Source organism: Rhizobium sp. 10N427 (assembly GCF_056394605.1).
In genome coordinates this window covers 410,242-428,148 of record NZ_JBFTID010000001.1, presented here as the reverse complement: position 1 = coordinate 428,148, position 17,907 = coordinate 410,242, and the positions used below count along the sequence as shown (strand labels likewise).

Here is a 17,907-nt window from a genome sequence, read left to right as displayed (position 1 = left end):
GGAGCCGCATGGCAGAGCTTTCACTCAGAAACGTCGTCAAACGCTATGGTGCGCTGGAGATCATCCATGGCGCCAATCTGGAGGTCAAGGACGGCGAGTTTGTCGTCTTCGTCGGACCATCGGGCTGCGGCAAGTCCACGCTGTTGCGCATGATCGCCGGGCTGGAGGACATCTCCGGTGGCGAGATCGATATCGGCGGCAAGGTGGTCAATGACGTCGAGCCCGCCGACCGCGGCATCGCCATGGTCTTCCAGTCCTACGCGCTCTATCCGCATATGACGGTGGCCGAAAACCTCTCCTTCGGCCTGCGGATGAATGGCAATCCGAAGGAAGATACCGAGAAACGCGTCCGCCACGCAGCCGGGATCCTGCAGATCAACGAGCTGATGCAGCGCCGCCCCAAGCAGCTTTCCGGCGGCCAGCGCCAGCGCGTGGCGATCGGCCGGGCGATCGTGCGAGAGCCCAAGGTCTTCCTGTTCGACGAGCCACTGTCCAACCTCGATGCCGAGCTGCGTGTGCAGATGCGCGTCGAGATTTCGAGGCTGCACAAGCAGCTCGGCACGACGATGATCTACGTCACACACGACCAGACCGAAGCGATGACACTGGCCGACAAGATCGTCGTGCTCAGGGCTGGCAATATCGAGCAGGTCGGCGCGCCGCTCGATCTCTACGACGATCCGGCAAACCAGTTCGTCGCCGGTTTCGTCGGCTCCCCGAAGATGAACTTTTTGAAGGCCATCGTGACGGGCAGGGACGCCGCGGGACTGACCATCGCGCTTGCCGCAGACCGGACCGTCCGTTTGACCTTGCCGCTGACTGCGGCGCTATCTGACGGAACCGACGTGACGCTCGGCGTCCGCCCCGAGCATTTCGGTGATTCCGGCAAGGGTGACGCCGATATGACCGTCAGCGTCGATGTCGCCGAGCATCTCGGCAATACCAGCTACATTTACGCGACGCTCGGCGGCGAGCAGCTGATCATCGAGCGGCCGGAATCCCGCACCACCGGCAATCGCGACAGCCTGGCCGTCTCGTTGTCGGCCAAACGCACATTTCTGTTCGACAGCGCGGGCCAACGTCTGCGCTGACATTGCAATCCCAAGACGACCACATCGAAAGAGGAATAGTCATGAGTTCAGAGCAAACGATCCGCTGGGGCATCATCGGCCCCGGCACCATCGCCCGTACCTTTGCGGATGGCATCGCGCATTCGCGGACCGGCAAGCTTGTGGCGATCGCGACGCGCAATCCCGACAAGCCGGGCCTCGGCGACGGCTTCCCGGGCGCGCGTATCGTCAAGGGCTATGACGCGCTGCTCACCGATCCCGAGATTGATGCGATCTATATCGCCACGCCGCATACCGGCCATGCCGAGTGGGCGATCAAGGCGATCCGCGCGGGCAAGCACGTGCTCGTTGAAAAGCCGATCGCGCTCTCCGCTTACGATGCGGACGCGATCTATCACGAGGCGAAGAAGGCCGGCGTCTTTGCCGGTGAAGCCTTCATGTACCGCGTCCATCCGCAGACGGCGAAGATCGTCGAGCTGGTGAAGAGCGGCGTCATCGGCACGGTCCGCATCATCCGCTCCAGCTTCGGTTTCAACATGGGAAGCTTCAAGCCCGAGCACCGGCTGTTTTCCAACGATACCGCAGGCGGCGGCATTCTCGATGTCGGCGGATATCCGGTCTCCATGGCGCGGCTGATTGCCGGTGCTGCCGAAGGCAAGCCGTTCCTTGAGCCCGAGAAGGTCTCGGGCGTCGCCCATCTCGGCCAGTCCGGTGTCGATGAGTGGGCCTCGGCGGTGCTGAAATTCCCGAACTCGATCATCGCCGAAGTGTCCTGCTCGATCATGGCGAACCAGGACAACACGCTGCGCATTATCGGCTCGGACGGCCGTATCGAGGTCAAGGATTTCTGGTTCGCGTCTGGCCACAAGGGCGGCACCGGCAAGATCGAGATCTTCAAGGGCAACGAGCAGGAGACGATCGAGGTCAAGGAAGACCGCTGGCTCTATTCGTTCGAGGTGGATGCCGCCGGCGATGCGATCCGCGCTGGACAGCATGAGTTCACCTCGCCGGGCATGAGCTGGGCGGATTCCGTCGGCAATCTCCGGGTTCTTGATCAGTGGCGCGCGTCGGTCGGCCTGGAATACGGGGTCGAGAAGGCAACGAAGCGGACGCTCAATCTCGCAGGCGCTCCGGTCAAGCTCGGCAACAGCATTCCGAAGCGCGAAATCCCGGGCATCCTGAAACCGGCTTCGGTGGTGACGCTCGGCTTCGAGTTCTTCCCGAACTTCGCTTCGGCATCGCTGACGCTGGACGCCTTCTACGAGGCAGGCGGCAATGCGTTCGATACGGCTTACGTTTATGGCGGCGGCAAGACCGAAAGCATTTTCGGCGACTGGCACACCAGCCGCGATGTATCGCGCGACGAGATCGTGCTGATCGGCAAGGGCGCGCACTCGCCGCTTTGCTATCCAGATATGATCGCCAAGCAGCTCGACCAGTCGCTCGATCGTCTCAAGACAGACTATGTCGACATCTACTTCATGCATCGCGACAACACCGCCGTTCCGGTCGGCGAGTTCGTCGATGCGATGGATGCCGAGGTGAAGCGTGGCCGCATCCGCGGCATTTTCGGCGGATCGAACTGGACGCGCGCCCGCATGGAAGAGGCGATCGCCTATGCCGACAAGAACCGCAAGACGGCACCGGCTGCTCTTTCCAACAACTTCTCGCTGGCCGAGATGCTGGATCCGATCTGGGCCGGTTGTGTTACGTCTTCCGACGACGAGTGGAAGGCGTGGCTGAACAAGAAGCAGATCCCGAACTTCGCCTGGTCGAGCCAGGGCCGCGGCTTCTTCACCGACCGTGCGGGACGCGACAAGCATGACGACGAGGAAATCGTCCGTTGCTGGTATTCGGACCGCAATTTCGAGCGCCGCGACCGGGCAATCGAGCTTGCAAACAAGCTTGGCCGCAGCCCGATCCACATCGCGCTCGCCTATGTCATCGCCCAGCCATTCCCGGTCATTCCGCTGATCGGGCCGCGGACGATCGCCGAGCTGGAGGACAGCCTCTCCGCGCTCGATATCAAGTTGACGCCAGAGCAGGTGAAGTGGCTGGAAGGCTGATCTGAGTTGGCGAGGCGCGCTATAATGGCGCGCCCCGCAATTTTCCAAACTACTCCTCGCGGAACGCCCGGTTGAACTGATCCGTCAGTGGCTTGGCGAGGAAAGACATTGCCGTGCGCTCTTCAGTCGAGACGAAGACTTCGACAGGCATGCCCGGCAAAAGCCTGTTGGCACCGAGCTTTGCCATTTCTGCCTGAGGCACGGCAACATCGGCGAGATAGAAGATCTGACCCGTGGCAGGATCGGTGCTGGTTGCCGCCGAGACATAGGCGATGTTACCCTTCAACTCCGGCGTTGCGCGCTGATTGAAGGCGGAGAAACGCATTCTCGCGTCCTGGCCGACCGAAATCTGATCGATATCGGTGGGCGCAAGTCTCGCCTGTATCTTAAGCGCCGCGTCGGCGGGCACCAGGGTCAGAAGCTTTTCTGCCGGGGTGATGACGCCGCCGATCGTGTGGACGAAAAGCTCGTTGACGGTTCCCGAGAGCGGTGCGCGGATATCGGTCCTCGACAGCCGATCCTCGACGGCGACCCGACGCTCCCTCAATTCCGACAGCTTCGGCTCGACGACGCTCAGTTCGCGCTGCGCCTCTGTCCGGGCCGCCTCGTCGATGGCGATGATCTGCACCTGGATCTCGCTCATGCGTGCCCGCGACCGGGCGATATTGGCCTGAATCTCCCCGCTCTCGCCAGTCAGTTTCGCGAGTTCACGGTCGATGAAATATTTGCGGGATGTATCGATCAGCTTCTTGTCGGCGAGGCCCTTGATCTTGGTGTGTTCGGTTTTCACCAGTTCGAGCTCGCCGGTCTTGGCGTCATGCTGGGCGACCAGGCCTTTCAACTCCTCCTCGAGTTGCGAAATGCCATACTGAAGCTGCTGCTTCTGGTTCTGCCGGTTCTTGCGGTTACCATCGAAGAGACGGCGTTCGCCCGCCGCAATGGCAGGAAACTCCGTCCCGAAATCGGCCGGGAAGGTGATGGCCTCCTCATTGTCGCGCTCGCCGATCAGCCGCGCCTGGCGCGCCGTCAGTTCGATCAGCTGCGCCTTGACGATCGAGAGCTCCGCGCGAGTCTGGGCGTCATCGAGGCGCAGCATGATCTGTCCCTTGGTAACGACATCGCCCTCCTTGATGGCAATTTCGCTGACGATGCCGCCATCGCGATGCTGGATCGACTTCAGGTTCCGGTCCACCATGATGACGCCCGGGGCGATGATCGCGCCCCTGAGCTGCGTCGTCGCCGCCCATCCTCCAGCCCCGGCAAACAGCAGCACGCCAAGCGCCATGCCGGCGAGAACGCGGGCAGTCACAGGAAATGTATTGTTGTCCTCAGGTGAAAGTGCGGCCTGGGATCTTTGCTGGTTTCTAGACATGTCTTACCTTCCTAGGCCGCGGGATTTTCAACGATGACAAGCAGATGATGCCCCGTCAGGTTGATCGTCATTTCGTAGTGCTCGTCCTTGTCCATATCGACCTCGATGAAGGTCCGGCTCATCTCGTCGGTCCCCTCGTGGCGGACGCGGATCGGCAGCGGCTCGTCATCCGCCTTGTCGCCATAGATCTCCTCGAAACGATCCTCGAGGCCGTCCAGAACCTCCTCGAAGATCTTGTATTTGGAGATGTCGATGCGGTCCCCGACCATGAAATCAAGGATCTGGTGGACGACATCGGCACTGCTTTCACCAGCGGGCACAGTGAATTCGAACGTGTCTTCGCCCGCACCACCCTCGATGACGACAGCCAGCGGTCCGGCGCGGACCGTGTCGTCTCCCGCGCCGCCGATGACCTTTTCGAAACCCTCGATTACGTCGTGGCCGACATCAAAGCCGGTAGCGGTGCCGGTGTTCAGGTCAATCAGCACGCCGTGCGCTGCCTGCGAATAATCGATCGTGTCGAACCCGCCTTCACCGCGATACTCGTCATCGGATGCACCGGCTGCCGCGACCACGATATCGTCGCCGTCTCCGGTGCAGAGAAGATCGGCGCCCTCATTATCATTCAGGGTGTCATCGCCGTCCCCGGTCTTGATGATCTCGAAATTGCTGATGCTGTCGTTGCCGATCTCTTCACCCGTCGCATCAGCGGCCGCGAGATCGACGACGATCGACATGACCGCTGCGGAATAGTCGAGCGTGTCGATGCCGCTTCCGCCATCGTAGCGGTCGGCCACGGCATCGATGTCGCCTTCGACAACATCATCGCCGTCACCGCCTTCGACCAAGTCGGTTCCGCCGCCGCCGCTCAGATAGTCGTCGCCGGCATTGCCGTGTATCGCTTCGTCGGCAAGGCTGCCGGTCACCTCGTCGTCATTCGCCCCGGCGCGGACGATCTCGAAATTCGAGACGGCGTCATTGCCGATCTCCACTCCGGTGGCGGTGCCATCGGCGAGGTCGATCTCGACCGCCTCGGCCAGCGCCGAATAGTCGAGGGTATCGATCCCGGCGCCGCCATCGTAGATGTCGTCGGCCCCGTCGGCGTCTCCTGCGACCGTATCGCCGCCATCTTCGCCCTTCGCCGTGTCCCGGCCGCTGCCGCCGCTCAGGAAATCGTTGCCAGTGCCGCCCTTCAGTGTGTCGGTGCCCGCCTGTCCGAAGAGAACATCGTCGCCGTCGCCTCCATCAAGGTCGTCATCACCATCTTCACCGTCCAGGACGTCGTTGCCGGCATCGCCGCTCATTCTGTCGTGACCGTCGCCGCCACGAAGGATATCGGCATCCGCGCCGCCGCTGATGAGATCGTCGCCTTCCTCACCGTAGATCGTGTCGCGGCCTTCCTCGCCATAGAGGCGGTCATTGCCACGGCCACCCCATATGTGATCGTCGCCAAGACCGCCGAGAACGATATCATTGCCGTCGCCTGCGCGGATCGTATCGTTGCCGCTGCCGCCAACGATATTGTCGTCTCCATCACCGCCGTCCACGGTGTCGTTGCCGTCTCTGGCGTCGATATTATCGTTTCCGGCCAGCCCGCCGATCTCGTCGGCGCATTGCGTCCCCGAAAGCAGATCGTCTCCAGCCGTGCCGATGACGGGTGCTGCCTTGACCACCGAGAAATGTGCGGTCTGCAACACGGAGGCGGTGCCGTCGCTAATCTGGTAGGTGATGGTCACCGGACCGAGACCCGCTGCATCGTAGCTCCACCCGCCCGCCGTCTGCACCAGCTTGCCCGATGAGACCGTCAGATCCCGCACGGACAAGGCATCGCCATCGGGATCGAGCGCGCCGCGCAACAGGTCGGCAAGGCCGATCAAGGCAATGGCGCAACCGGAGACGTCAGCGAGGGTGACCGGGCTGGTGATACGCGGGGCGCGGTTTTGCGGTTTTTCGTTTCCTGTTTGAGGGGCGGGTGAGGAGACTCTCTCGTTGCTGCTGCCGGTGCCGGTGCTCGTTTGCGGCCCCGCCACGGATGCTTTCGAAGCCTTCCATGCATTGTCGTTCGAGGCGTGGAAGGAAACCGAAATCCCGCCTGAGCTTTTCAACAGCGCGAGGCTGGGCAGATTGAGCCTGTTGAATTCGATCGCCGGAGAATCGGTCAGCGCGTAGCTCACGCTGTTCTTGTGGTTCGAGAGCGTCACGCCCGAGGCCTTCTTTCCGGCCAGCGCGGCTTCGTCCTCCTCGTCCTCGATCCCTGCCGCCGCAAGAGCCGTGACAGCGTCGGCCGCCGGCAATGGTTCTTCGCCGTCCAGCGCCGGCCGGGCGTCTGCTTCTTCAGCGGGCGGGTTTGGCTGCTGATGAGATAGCGCTGTCTTCAGATAGAGAGCGAAACCTGTGAGAAACAACGTCATGAACATCGGCACTTTCGACTGCTTGTCCTCGTTCTTCAGGACATAGCGATCGTGCGGGTCTTCTTCCGTCTTTGCGGTTTTGGTTCCTTTGACCTCGATCATTCTGACATCCTCGCTGTGATGCGTGATCCGATCTGTGCCGCTGCTGCCGGCCGGCTGACCGGTTCGGCTGCCGTTGGCTTCAGGATCTCGTCCTTGGGTCCGAAGGCGACCATCTTTCCGTTCTGAATGACGGCAACCATATCGACGGCTGCAAGCGCACTTGGCCGGTGCGCGATGACGACGGCGATGCCGCCGCGGGCGCGTACCGCTTTGATCGTCTGCGTCAGCGCCATTTCACCCTCGCCATCGAGGTTGGAATTCGGCTCATCCATGATGACGATGAAGGGGTTACGGTAAAGCGCCCGTGCAAGGCCAATGCGCTGCCGCTGTCCGGCCGAAAGCGAGACGCCCTGCGGGCCGAGTGCCGTGCGGTAGCCATCCGGCATCCGCACGATCATTTCGTGGATGCCTGTCGTCTGCGCTGCATCGACGATCGCCCGGGCGTCGACCTGCGGCTCCAGCCGCGCGATGTTCTCCTCGATCGTCGCATCGAGCAGCGCCACATCCTGTGGCAGATAGCCGACATGCTGGCCGAGGTCGTCATCCGACCATTGCGTCAGTTCGGCGTCGTCGAGACGAACACTGCCGCGAAGGGTCGGCCAGACCCCGGTCAGGGCGCGCGCCAGCGTGGTCTTGCCGCCGCCGCTCGGGCCGATGATGCCGAGCGCCTGGCCGGCGGCGATCTCAAAGCTCACTTCGCTGAGAAGCACCCGTCCGGAACCCGGAGCAGCGACCGTTATCTTCTCGACCTTCAGCGTGCGGGCCGGTGCCGGCAGCGCCATCGGCGGCACGGCGCCGGCAAGTGCGATGACCGTCTCCTTCAGCCGAATGAAGGCGGTTCGGGCGGCGACAAAGCCCTTCCAGTTGCCGATCGCCAGATCGACGGGCGCAAGTGCCCGGGCCGAGGCGACCGAGGCGGCAATGATGGCGCCTGCCGACAATTCTCCCTGGATCGTCAGCCATGCCCCAAGACCGAGGACGGCCGACTGCAGGATCATGCGCAGCACGCGCGAGATCGCCCCAAACGTGCCGCTGATGTCGTTGGTGCGGGTCTGCAGTTCCAGGTGATCCTGGTTGGCGCGGTTGAAGCGGTCCACCGCGCGCCCGGCAAAACCCATGGCCTTCAGGATATCGGCATTGCGCGCGTTGGAATCCGCGATCGCATTGCGCTCGATGCCCGATTTGTGCGTGGCACTGGCGAGCCGCCGCGTCATCAGCTCGGTCGCGATGGTCAGCATCGACAGCACGAAGGCGCCGGCGAAAGTCAGCGCGCCGAGATAGGGATGCAGCATATAGACGAAGACGAGGTAGAGCGGCACCCACGGCAGGTCGAACAGGGCAACAGGACCCTGACTGCCGAGAAAGCTGCGAACGGTATCGACATCGCGCCCGCGCTCGAGCGCCTCTGCGGTTGAGAACCCGAACCGCGGCATGTCGATTGCCACCTGATGGGCCATGGGCGCGATCCGGCTGTCGAGCCGGGCGCCCATCCGCACCAGGATTTGCGAGCGGATGATGTCGAAGAAACCCTGGAACAGGTAGAGGCCGATCGCCAGGGCCGAAAGCCCGAGCAGTGTCGGAACGCTGCCGCTGGTCAGGGCGCGATCATAGATCTGCAGCATGTAGAAGGAGCCGGTCAGTGCCAGAATATTGATGACCCCTGATGTAAAGAACAGGAAGACGAATATTCCGCGCAGTCCGTGAGTCAGTTTCTCGACCTGCTTGCGCTTGTTACCGGTCAATGGAGTCTTGGGGCGCATGTCTTTCACCACTTCGTTCTGTTGTTGGGCTGTCAGGCGTGCCGGGAAAGTCGGCACGCCTGATGTCGCGGGTTACAGGTTGAAGTCGGAAGCGGTGAGGTTGTGGTTCCCCTTGATGTTGAGCCGGAGTTCGGCCGTGCTGTCGGCATCGACGCTGCCTTGGACGACCGTGTAGTCGCCATCGGCCCGGACCTCATGCGTGACGATCAGCTGGGCGGCACCTGTCAGCGCCGAACCGTTGACCAGCGTGAAGGCCTGGTTGCCGGCAACGCCGCCATTGGCGTCGGTGCCGCTGAGATCGATCTTGTCGCCCGGCTGGAAGCCGATGATCGTGTCGCCGTCGGCATCCTTTTCGGAGAGGAAGACGAACTTGTCGTTTCCGGCCCCGCCATCGATGATATTGACGGCAGCATTGGCGGTGATCGTGTCGGCCCCGGAACCGGTGACGACATTCTCGATACCCCACAGCGTATCGTTGCCCGAGAGGCTGCTCGATGCACTTCCTCGGCCCATGAAGCCGCTGCCGAGATCGACGGTCAGGTTTGCAGTGATCGCCGCCATATCCAGCGTGTCGCTACCGTCATCCCCATAGTAGGTGTCGTCGCCATCGCTTGCTTCGGCGACGAACATGTCGTTGCCGCTGCCGCCATGGGCGGTGTCGTTGCCGGCACCGGTGCGGATCATGTCGTCGCCGGCATCGCCGAAGACGCGGTCGGATCCGGCATCGCCATAGAGCATGTCGTTGCCTTCGCCACCCAGCAGGTCGTCATTTCCGGCGCCGCCGAAGACCATGTCGTTTCCGCCTTCCCCATTGAGGAAGTCGTCGCCGTCATCGCCGCGGATGATGTCGGCCCCGGCGCCGCCGGTTGCCACGTCATTGCCGGCAAAGCCGACGATCGTTTCACCACTGGCCGTACCAAGAAGCACGTCGGCGGCTGCAGTGCCTGCTATCGTCGCCCCTGCCGTTGCGGCTGGTGGCGTCGGGGCAGGCGGGTTCGGTGCCGGCGTATCTTCTTCCTCGGCCGTGGTGCCATCGCCATTGAACTGCGGCAGCCCGCCTTCGCTGGTGAACTGGATGCTGTGCTCGCCGTTGGTCATCGTCGTCACGCCGTTGGCACCGGTCGTGATCTCATAGTCGTCGACTGTGGTGCCTTCGGCCAGTTCGATGACGTCCTGCGGCCGCAACGTGCCGATGATCGTGTCGTTGCCGCCATTGGAGCGGAAGACGATACGGTGCGCAGAGCCGAGCGCCGAGATATCGATCGTGTCATTTCCGGCATCGCCGTCGATGGTGATCGTGTTGAGGCGCAGGCTGGTGGTCGAGAAGTCGCCGACGATGCTGAAGTTGTCATTCCCGGCCATTCCCGCCCCCGAAGGATCGACACCGTTGAGGCGGATTTCCTCGATCTCGTTGAGCTCCGCGATGACGGACGCATTGTTGCTGCCGTTGCGGGTGACGACGATTTCGGTCGCGGCATTGAGGTTCGCCGCGACGTTACCGGTGATCGCCAGCCAGGCTGCCCTGGTGTAGATCGTGTAGGCTTCGGCCGCGGCGTTGCCATTGATCACGAAGGTGTCGCCAGCGGCCCCTTCCGTGCCGCCATTGACGATGTCGCGGCCATCGGTGGCGCCGGAGGCATTGGCATTCCAGATAACAGTATCGTCACCGGCATCGCCATTGATGGTGTCGACACCGAAGTTACCCGTCGCATTGATCGTAAGGCTTTCGATGTTGACGCTTTCGTTGAGTTCGAGGCTGGTCGTCACGAAGCGAATGGCGGCGTTCGCGGTAAACGGTCCGGTGCCAAACAGGCTGAGATCGATGTTGCGGGGAAGGGTGTTCGCGGCGGTGTTGATCACGTCGACCTGCACGAAGTTCGTGCCGTCCCGAGAAAAGAGCACCGTTACCGCGTCGTTATCCGTTCCCGCGTCCAGTCCAGTGGCGACGAACGAGTAGCTGAGGGTGGCAGTGGTGGCCCCCGCGAGATCGACACTGCGCTGGATTTGCGCTCCGTTGAAATCGTTGCCATTGCCACCGAGAAATTGGAGGACGTTGTTGTTGCCAGCGTCGATGCGGATTTGACCCGTAGCGACAGCACCGCTGTCCCCACTCTCGATCCAATCGGGATCCCAAGTGGTCGTGCCGTTGGAGTTGCCCTGGTTCTGCGTGTCGAAACTGTCGACATAGTTCAGATTGGTGATCCCTAGGCCGCCGCTAAGTGTGTCGTTGCCGTCGCCACCATTGAGGGTATCCGCACCCGAACCACCGTTGACTACGTCGTTGCCGCCGTTTGCGTTGACGGTGTCATTGCCGCCAAGCGCGTTGATCGTCTCGGATGTGGTCCCCACTCCGTTGAGGGTGTTAGCGGCTTCGGTCCCTGTGATCGTGCTGGTCGGGGCTGCTGCCGCCAGTGTGAAGTCGGTGGCGTCGATGGCCCCCGTGTTGCTGCCATTGATCAGGATCGTACCTTGGATAGTCGAAGACGCTCCGTTTTCCCGGATAGTAATGAGCGTGTTGGCGCCTGAGCCGGATTCGAAGACGCGGTTGGCGAAGTTTGCCGCCGTGATCCCGAGCCCGCTGAGGTCGATCTTGTCCTGGTTGGCTGCTGTTCCTCCGGCGCTGTCGAAGCTGTTGATGGTGTCCTCGCCGAAGCCGGGCGCGTTGTAGACAATGGTATTGAAGCCACCGCCGACATCGATGGTGTCGTTGCCGGCCCCGCCAATGATCGTATCGTTGTCGTCGCCTCCGCTGATCGTGTCGTTACCATCGCCGCCATCGAGCAGGTCGTTGCCGTCGTCACCATTGAGCGTATCGTTGCCCCCCGCGCCGAACAGCTGGTTGGTCCCACCATTGCCGTTGATGACATTGTTGAGGGTGTTGCCGGTGCCCCTGACAGCGGCGCCGTTGAGGTCCAGATTCTCGAGATTTGCGCCGAGCGTGTAGTCGATGTCGGATTCGACGCGATCGGTACCGCCGATGAGGGCATCTGCCGAGGTTTCGGTCACAAGGTCACCAGCCTCATCGACCTCGTAGACGTCATTGCCGTCACCGCCGATCATGGTGTCAGCACCGAGCCCGCCTTGCAGCGTATCGTTGCCGCCAAGGCCGCTCAGGGTATCGGCGAGATCGCCACCGGAGATAACGTTGTTGCCCGCATTGCCGGTGCCGACGAACTGGCTGGCATCGGCGCCGAGGAAGGCGAGGTTTTCGACATTGGCCATGGCCACGATCGACAGGTCGGCGAGGAAGGTCTCGACCGTATCCGTGCCTTCGCCCGCAACTTCCACCACGACGTCAAGCAGATCGTCGACGCCGTAGGTGTCGTTGCCTGCGCCGCCGACCATGGTGTCGGCGCCGATCGCGCCTTCGAAGTCGTCGAGAGCTGCGTTGAGACGGTTGTCGAGGTCGTCATTGCCCGCGCCGCCGACCAGGAGGTCGTCGCCGAGGCCGCCGACGAGATCGTCGTTGTCACCGCCGCCGAAGATCAAGTCGTTGCCGCTGCCGCCGGTGATTGCGTCATTGTCGCCATCTTCGCCGGCGATCAGGTTGTTGATAGCCGAGGCCGCCAGATTGACGGTACGCGTACCGCCCGCCGGGTCTGCCCGGCTGATGGCATAGTCGCCGACCAGCTGGTAGCCGTTGAAGAAGGCGCCGTTGAAGTTGATTAGCTCGACGCCGGTTTCTGCAACGTTGCCGGTGTAGTGACCGTTCACGGTGATGGACTGCTGCACGCCTGTCGGCAGCGTATAGTTGATCACCAGGTTGCCGTTCTCAGTGCCCGTATTACTGTCGAAGGCATTGAGGGCGTTGATGGTCAGGATCGGCAGGCCATCTACATCGACGCCCGTGCTCGGGGCTAGGATCGAGATCTTGTCTGCCGTTCCCGCGCCCGCGCCACCGGCTTCGATGATGACGTCGTTGCCGTCGCCAAGGCTGAAGGAGTAGGTGTCGTTGCCGAGGCCACCATTGAGCGTGTCGCCGGCAACCGCACCAGTGCCGACCGTGGTGCGGGTAATAGCAAGGGTGTCTATCGAGACAAACTCGCCCCCTTCCAGCGCGCTGGTGACAAAGCGGATCGCAGCATTCGCCGTGAAGGGACCCGCAAGGTTGATATTGCGCGCCGCTGTTGACGATGTGCTGTTGATGGTGTCGACCAAGACGAAGTCGGCCTCAGAACCGCTCCGCGAGAAATAAACCCTGACGGCGTCGTCGTCTGGTGCGGCGTCAAGGCTGTTGTTGCCGGTGCTGCGGCCAACGGTGTAAGCCAGAGTGGCAGCAGTTGCATCGGCGAGGTTCACAGTGCGCTGGATCTGGCCGCCATCCCCGGCATTGAACCGTAGATTGTCCTGACCATTATCGAGGCGAATCTGGCCCGTCGTTGGACTGCCTGTCGCTGGGTCGCCGGGTGTGCTGTCGCCAGTTTCTGTCCAGGGCGTCGTCCACGCGGGATTGCCGTTGGGTCCGTTGGAGTTGGTAAAACTGCTGGTGTTGAAGTTATCCTGGAAGGTCACAGTCGTCAGAGCCGCGACGGCCCCATCGGCGCCGCCAACCAGGATGTCGTTGCCGCCATTGCCGTTGAGCACATCGGAGCCGGCAAGGCCGAGGATCAGGTCGTCCGTTGCCGTGCCGTTCAGTACCGGCTGGTTGAGCGGAGCCGCCCCCTGTGGGGCAAGGCCATTGTCGCTGTAAGGCGTGCCGACGATGATGTTGAGCGCACCACCTCCGGCAAACTCCACCTTCTCGATGTTGCGCAGGCGGTCGCTGCCATCGATTGCGTCTTCGACAGCATGGGTGACGATGACCTGCCCGTCCGTGGTGGCCGAGAAGGCGTATTCGCCGCGGTCGCCGCGGAAGACGGCGGTGTCGGTATCGGCGATGTTGTCCGCACCAGCCGTGGTGATTTCACGAATGATCTGTAGCTGGCCGGGGTTGATCCGGCCTTCGAACATCCAGGCCGCGAGCGTCTTGGTAACAGAGGCGCCGTTGACGACAAGCGTGACGAGGCTCGTCATGCTCTTGATATTCGGATTGCCGGCAATTTCCGTGCCGGTGGGACCGTTATCATCGAACCCGCTCATGATGCCAATGCGGACGTTCAGCCACTTGTCGCCATCGATGATGTCGTCGCCGCCGTTACCCTGGATGCGGTCGTCACCATCGCCGCCGAGGATGATGTCGCCGCCGGCAAAGGAGGTGACACCCGCGCCGAGTACAGCCTGCAGGCCGGCGATCAGGGCGATGCCCTGCGCGTCGAGCGTGCTGCCGAGATAGCCGCTCGTGCCGCCATTGGCGAGGCTGGCGCGGTCGGCCGCCACGTCTTCGGTGCCGCCAAGCACGTCAGCGAAGCGGGTGCCGGAGAGGCCTTCCATCGACTCATACTCGTCGAGTGCCGCGTTCTGCGGTAGGGTCGGGGCCTCGTCGAAGACAATCGGGCGGGAGAGGTCGGCATTCACGCCAAGCGTATTGTCTTTGTAGGTCGCCCAGTCAAAGCCGGACATGCCGGCCATCTTGCCGCGGCCGGCGCTGCCGACCATGATGTCGTCGCCGCCTTCGCCGATGAACTCGTCGAAGCCGCCATCGCCGAGGAACACGTCGTTTCCGTCGATGCCGTCATGGGCGAAGATTTCGTCGAAGTTGTCGCCGGGCGCGCCGTCAAAGGTACCGGTCTCGATCCAGTCGTCACCCTCGTTGCCGAGAATGCGTTCGGCATTCTTGTTGCCGTAGATGAAGTCGTTGCCGGTGCCGGCGAAGACTTCCGAGCCCATGTCTGTGCCGAGGAAGATGAAGTCCTGGCCGTCATTGCCCATGACGAGGTCGAGGCCGGGGCCTGCATGTACGACGTCATGGCCCTTGCCGGCCTTGATGTTGTCGTCGCCGCCGCTGTCGACGATGATATCGTTGCCGTCGCCGCCATTGATGATGTCGTTGCCGAAGCCGCCTTCCAGCCGGTCGTTGCCGCCGTCGCCGAAGAGCGTGTCGTCGCCGATGCCGGCGATCAGGGTGTCGTTGCCCCCGGTGCCGCCGAGGACGACGTGGTCGCCACCGGTGTAGCGGAGATAGTTGGTATCAGGGCCCGCTGTGGCCGGGTTGTCGCGAATGACGAGCGGTGTCAGCAGGCTGGTACCGAGAGGATCGATGCCGCGGTTGTCGGCGCTTTCATTGATCACCGTATTCGGATCGTCCTCCAGGATGCCGTCGGCGCCGGCATCCTCGCCCAGGCCGGGATTGTATTGCTTGGTGCGGTCGATCTCCAGGATGAGGCCGGGCGTCGAGAAGACGTCGGACGGCAGATGCGTGGCGTCGGTGTTGCGCATGATCATCGCGGCGAAGGAGTTGTTCTCCATCTCGCCGAAGAGGTGAAGACCGTCGAGGCGCTGCAGATAGTAGAAGCGGTCGCCGTTCTGCAGCTTTTCCATCTGCACTTCGAAGACGAAGTTGAAGGTCGAGCCCAGCATACCGCCGAAGGGCATGATCTGTTCGGCAAGGCCGCCGATCCAGAGATCGACGTTTTCGAGGCCACCGAGCAACGCTGCATAGGTGCCGGTGCCGTTCAGGAAGTCGAAACGATCAGTATAGTTCACGCCGCCAATGGTTACTCCATCGACATCGTTGCCGTCGCCAATGATGAGGGCCAGGGCCGCGTCGCGCTTGCCTACAAGTGTGGTCGCGGTGGTGATCGCAGCATGTGTGCCGTAAGCCGCGATGAAGTTGATGATCGACGCTTCATGCTTGAGGTGACCGGCGAAATCGACCCAGCTCTCGTAGGGCTTGAGCAGCGCGTCCTCGTTGGTGGCCTCGTAGAAGGTCCGCCGCGCCTCGTTCAGTGATGGCACGCCGGTGTCGCGGCCGCGGGCGAGGTTAATCGTCGCGAGGTCGAGCGGCAGGCCGAGCAGATTGTTGCGCAGCGCCGTCGTCACGAACTCGTCGATCTCGTTGCCGACCTGCCGGGTCATGCCGCGGATGATCGCACCCGCCGCAACGTCGTCGCCGATCGAATGGGCAACGCCGGTATCGCCGCCATCGAAGGCGAGCGGATTGAGGAAGCCCTCGATCAGGCCGATATGGTCTTCGTTGAATGACGGGTCGAAGCGGTCGATCGACTCGGTCAGCATCGAGTGGCCGAAGCGATAGACCACATGGGCGAATTCGGCGACGATCGACGGGTCGATGGTCGTGTCGAAGCCATCAGGCACCAGGAACACGTTGATATTCGGCTGGATCTTGCGGGCGAATTCTTCGAAGACGAGATGCTGGTACTGCATCTCGGTGCCGAATTTGGCCGCCTGGAAGAGGCGCTCGCCATCCCAGACCAGCGATGCGATCTGCCCGGCCGTCGGCAGAGCAACCAGATCGACTTCCAGCCACTCGTTGATGAAGGTGAGGTCGTTGCTTGCGAGCACCGTGTCCTTCGTATGCTGCACAAGCCGGTTATGCTCGGCATGGAAGACGTGGTGGACGGCGGTCAGGCCGATATTCTCGTTGACGCGGCCGTCGCCGGCAATGAAGTGCGCGTCCAGCAGTTCGTTGTCATATTCCGTATCGCCGTTGCCCGGGTTGCCGAGACCGATGGTGATGTCACCATCGGCGATCTTGCCGATCGGCACGGCCTCATGGGCGATGTCGGCGAGGAACGCGCTGGCGGTGCGGATAGCGCCGGTCGTCGAGGCGCCCAGCCCCCCATTGGCGGTCGGGTCGCCTTCCCGCACAATGTCGTCGGCCGTGTTGGGGATACCGTCCGCGCCGATCCCGAGGATGATCTGCGGGAAGCCGTTCGCGCCGGGTATGAAGTTGCCGTAGGGGTCAGTACGCAGCAGCGGGACGGCGCCGACGTCGGCATCCGTCAGGTTGATGCCGAGCAGTGTCTTCGCCTGAGCCTTGACCTCGCCCCAGGTCGCCATGCCGCCGTTGCCGCCTTCGATCAGCTTGCCCGTTGCAACCGGATCGCCTGCCGTATTGAGCTGATACTGGCGCAGGAAGACCTGGTGCGACGCATGCGAGGCGTAGGTCTGATTCTGGTCGACATAGGAGGTTGTCGTGTTAACGGGGCGGACGTCGTCAGTGGTGCCCATGATACCATCTGCGCCAGCCGAAACCGTCGCACGGGTCAGCACCATGAAGTTCGTATGGCTGCCTGGGACATAGAGCGGATCGTCCTCCGCCAGGGGGATGAACACCGTTCCGCTGCCACCCTTGTTGATCAGATCGAGGCCGTGATCGAAGAACTGGCCGAACAGGGTGAACCAGGAATTGAACGGCGCCGAAAGACCTTCATCCGGTGCGACGGCAGGAAGATAGACGTTGTCGCCCTGCATGGTGATGCCGAAGGGCTCAAGCGCCGCATCGCGCACCTCGCGCGCAGCTTCCAGATCGGTCACTGTCGCGGCATGCGCTGCCGTGGCATTCGCCAATGTATCGAGCGCGGTCTGTTCCGCAGGCGTCGGCGGCGTGTTGGGATCGCCATCACCAAGCGCATCGGCTGCGGTCTTGGCGTTCTGCATGACGACGCGTGCCTGGTACTCGGCGTCTGAAGCCGGCTTGAATGTCTGGTAGATCGCCGTGACTGCGGGAAGATCGGTCATCGGGCTTGCCGCGCCGGCTCGCTCAAGTGCGGTCAGGATAGCGGCCGGATTGCCGAGCGTCTGATCGACGAGCAGATTCGAGATGGTGCGGAGGCTTGAATCGAAAACGAGGGAACCGGGATTGTTCGACGGGTTGTAGTTGGGAGCCGTCGGCATTGCAGGCGCTCCGCCCGGACCATCTGGATCGAAGAGCGTGCCATCGGCGGGCCGGTAGATCGGAGACATCAGCTCGGGAAACTCTGCGCCGGCGGCGCCCCACATTTCCTGGCCGGGCAGGAGGTGGTTGTAGGATCCATCGACCGTCCGCAACCCCCAGGCCACGTTGTAAGCGGGGATCAGGCCACCTGGTCCATAAAGCGGCGTTCCAGCAGCATGCGCCTCTGCAATCTTGATCTGCGCCAGGATGAAATCGAGATCCGAACGGATATAGGTGACCATGGTACTCTCCCCTCTGATTGCACGGGAAACGATTATCGTTTCGGCAATGCTTGCTCCCCACAAAGAATTCGCAGGATCGAGCCGGGCGGCGGGATTTTTTACTCGGAG

The 17,907-nt window shown here is 62.4% G+C and carries 6 protein-coding genes; 2 read left to right on the top strand and 4 right to left on the bottom strand.

The genetic code is table 11. From position 1 onward, the window contains the following. Positions 1–8: 8 nt before the first annotated feature. Together AC1DIJ_RS01840 and AC1DIJ_RS01835 are read left to right on the top strand one after the other, a co-directional pair. Positions 9–1,091 (top strand): ABC transporter ATP-binding protein, encoded by a 1,083-nt coding sequence (locus AC1DIJ_RS01840; protein ID WP_112388626.1) that lies wholly within the window; start codon positions 9–11, stop codon positions 1,089–1,091. Positions 1,092–1,132: 41 nt separating this feature from the next. Beyond that, positions 1,133–3,136, top strand: coding sequence for an aldo/keto reductase (locus AC1DIJ_RS01835; protein ID WP_112388625.1), 2,004 nt, complete (start codon positions 1,133–1,135; stop codon positions 3,134–3,136). Between the two features lie 49 nt (positions 3,137–3,185). Here AC1DIJ_RS01835 and AC1DIJ_RS01830 read toward each other — a convergent pair whose 3' ends face one another. The 4 genes from AC1DIJ_RS01830 to AC1DIJ_RS01815 form a co-directional block, all read right to left on the bottom strand. Next, entirely contained in the window at positions 3,186–4,508 is a 1,323-nt protein-coding gene (locus tag AC1DIJ_RS01830) for an HlyD family type I secretion periplasmic adaptor subunit (protein WP_112388624.1), read from the bottom strand. A gap of 11 nt (positions 4,509–4,519) precedes the next feature. Further along, positions 4,520–7,021 carry a calcium-binding protein gene (locus AC1DIJ_RS01825; protein ID WP_112388623.1) on the bottom strand — a complete coding sequence of 834 codons (2,502 nt, stop codon included), beginning with the start codon at positions 7,019–7,021 and terminating at the stop codon, positions 4,520–4,522. Further along, positions 7,018–8,781 (bottom strand): type I secretion system permease/ATPase, encoded by a 1,764-nt coding sequence (locus AC1DIJ_RS01820; RefSeq protein WP_112388622.1) that lies wholly within the window; start codon positions 8,779–8,781, stop codon positions 7,018–7,020. Before AC1DIJ_RS01820 ends, AC1DIJ_RS01825 begins: the two co-directional genes overlap by 4 nt. 72 nt (positions 8,782–8,853) lie before the next feature. Continuing rightward, on the bottom strand, positions 8,854–17,799 hold the full coding sequence (locus AC1DIJ_RS01815) for a peroxidase family protein (protein WP_112388621.1): 8,946 nt from the start codon (positions 17,797–17,799) through the stop codon (positions 8,854–8,856). Between the last annotated feature and the right edge of the window lie 108 nt (positions 17,800–17,907).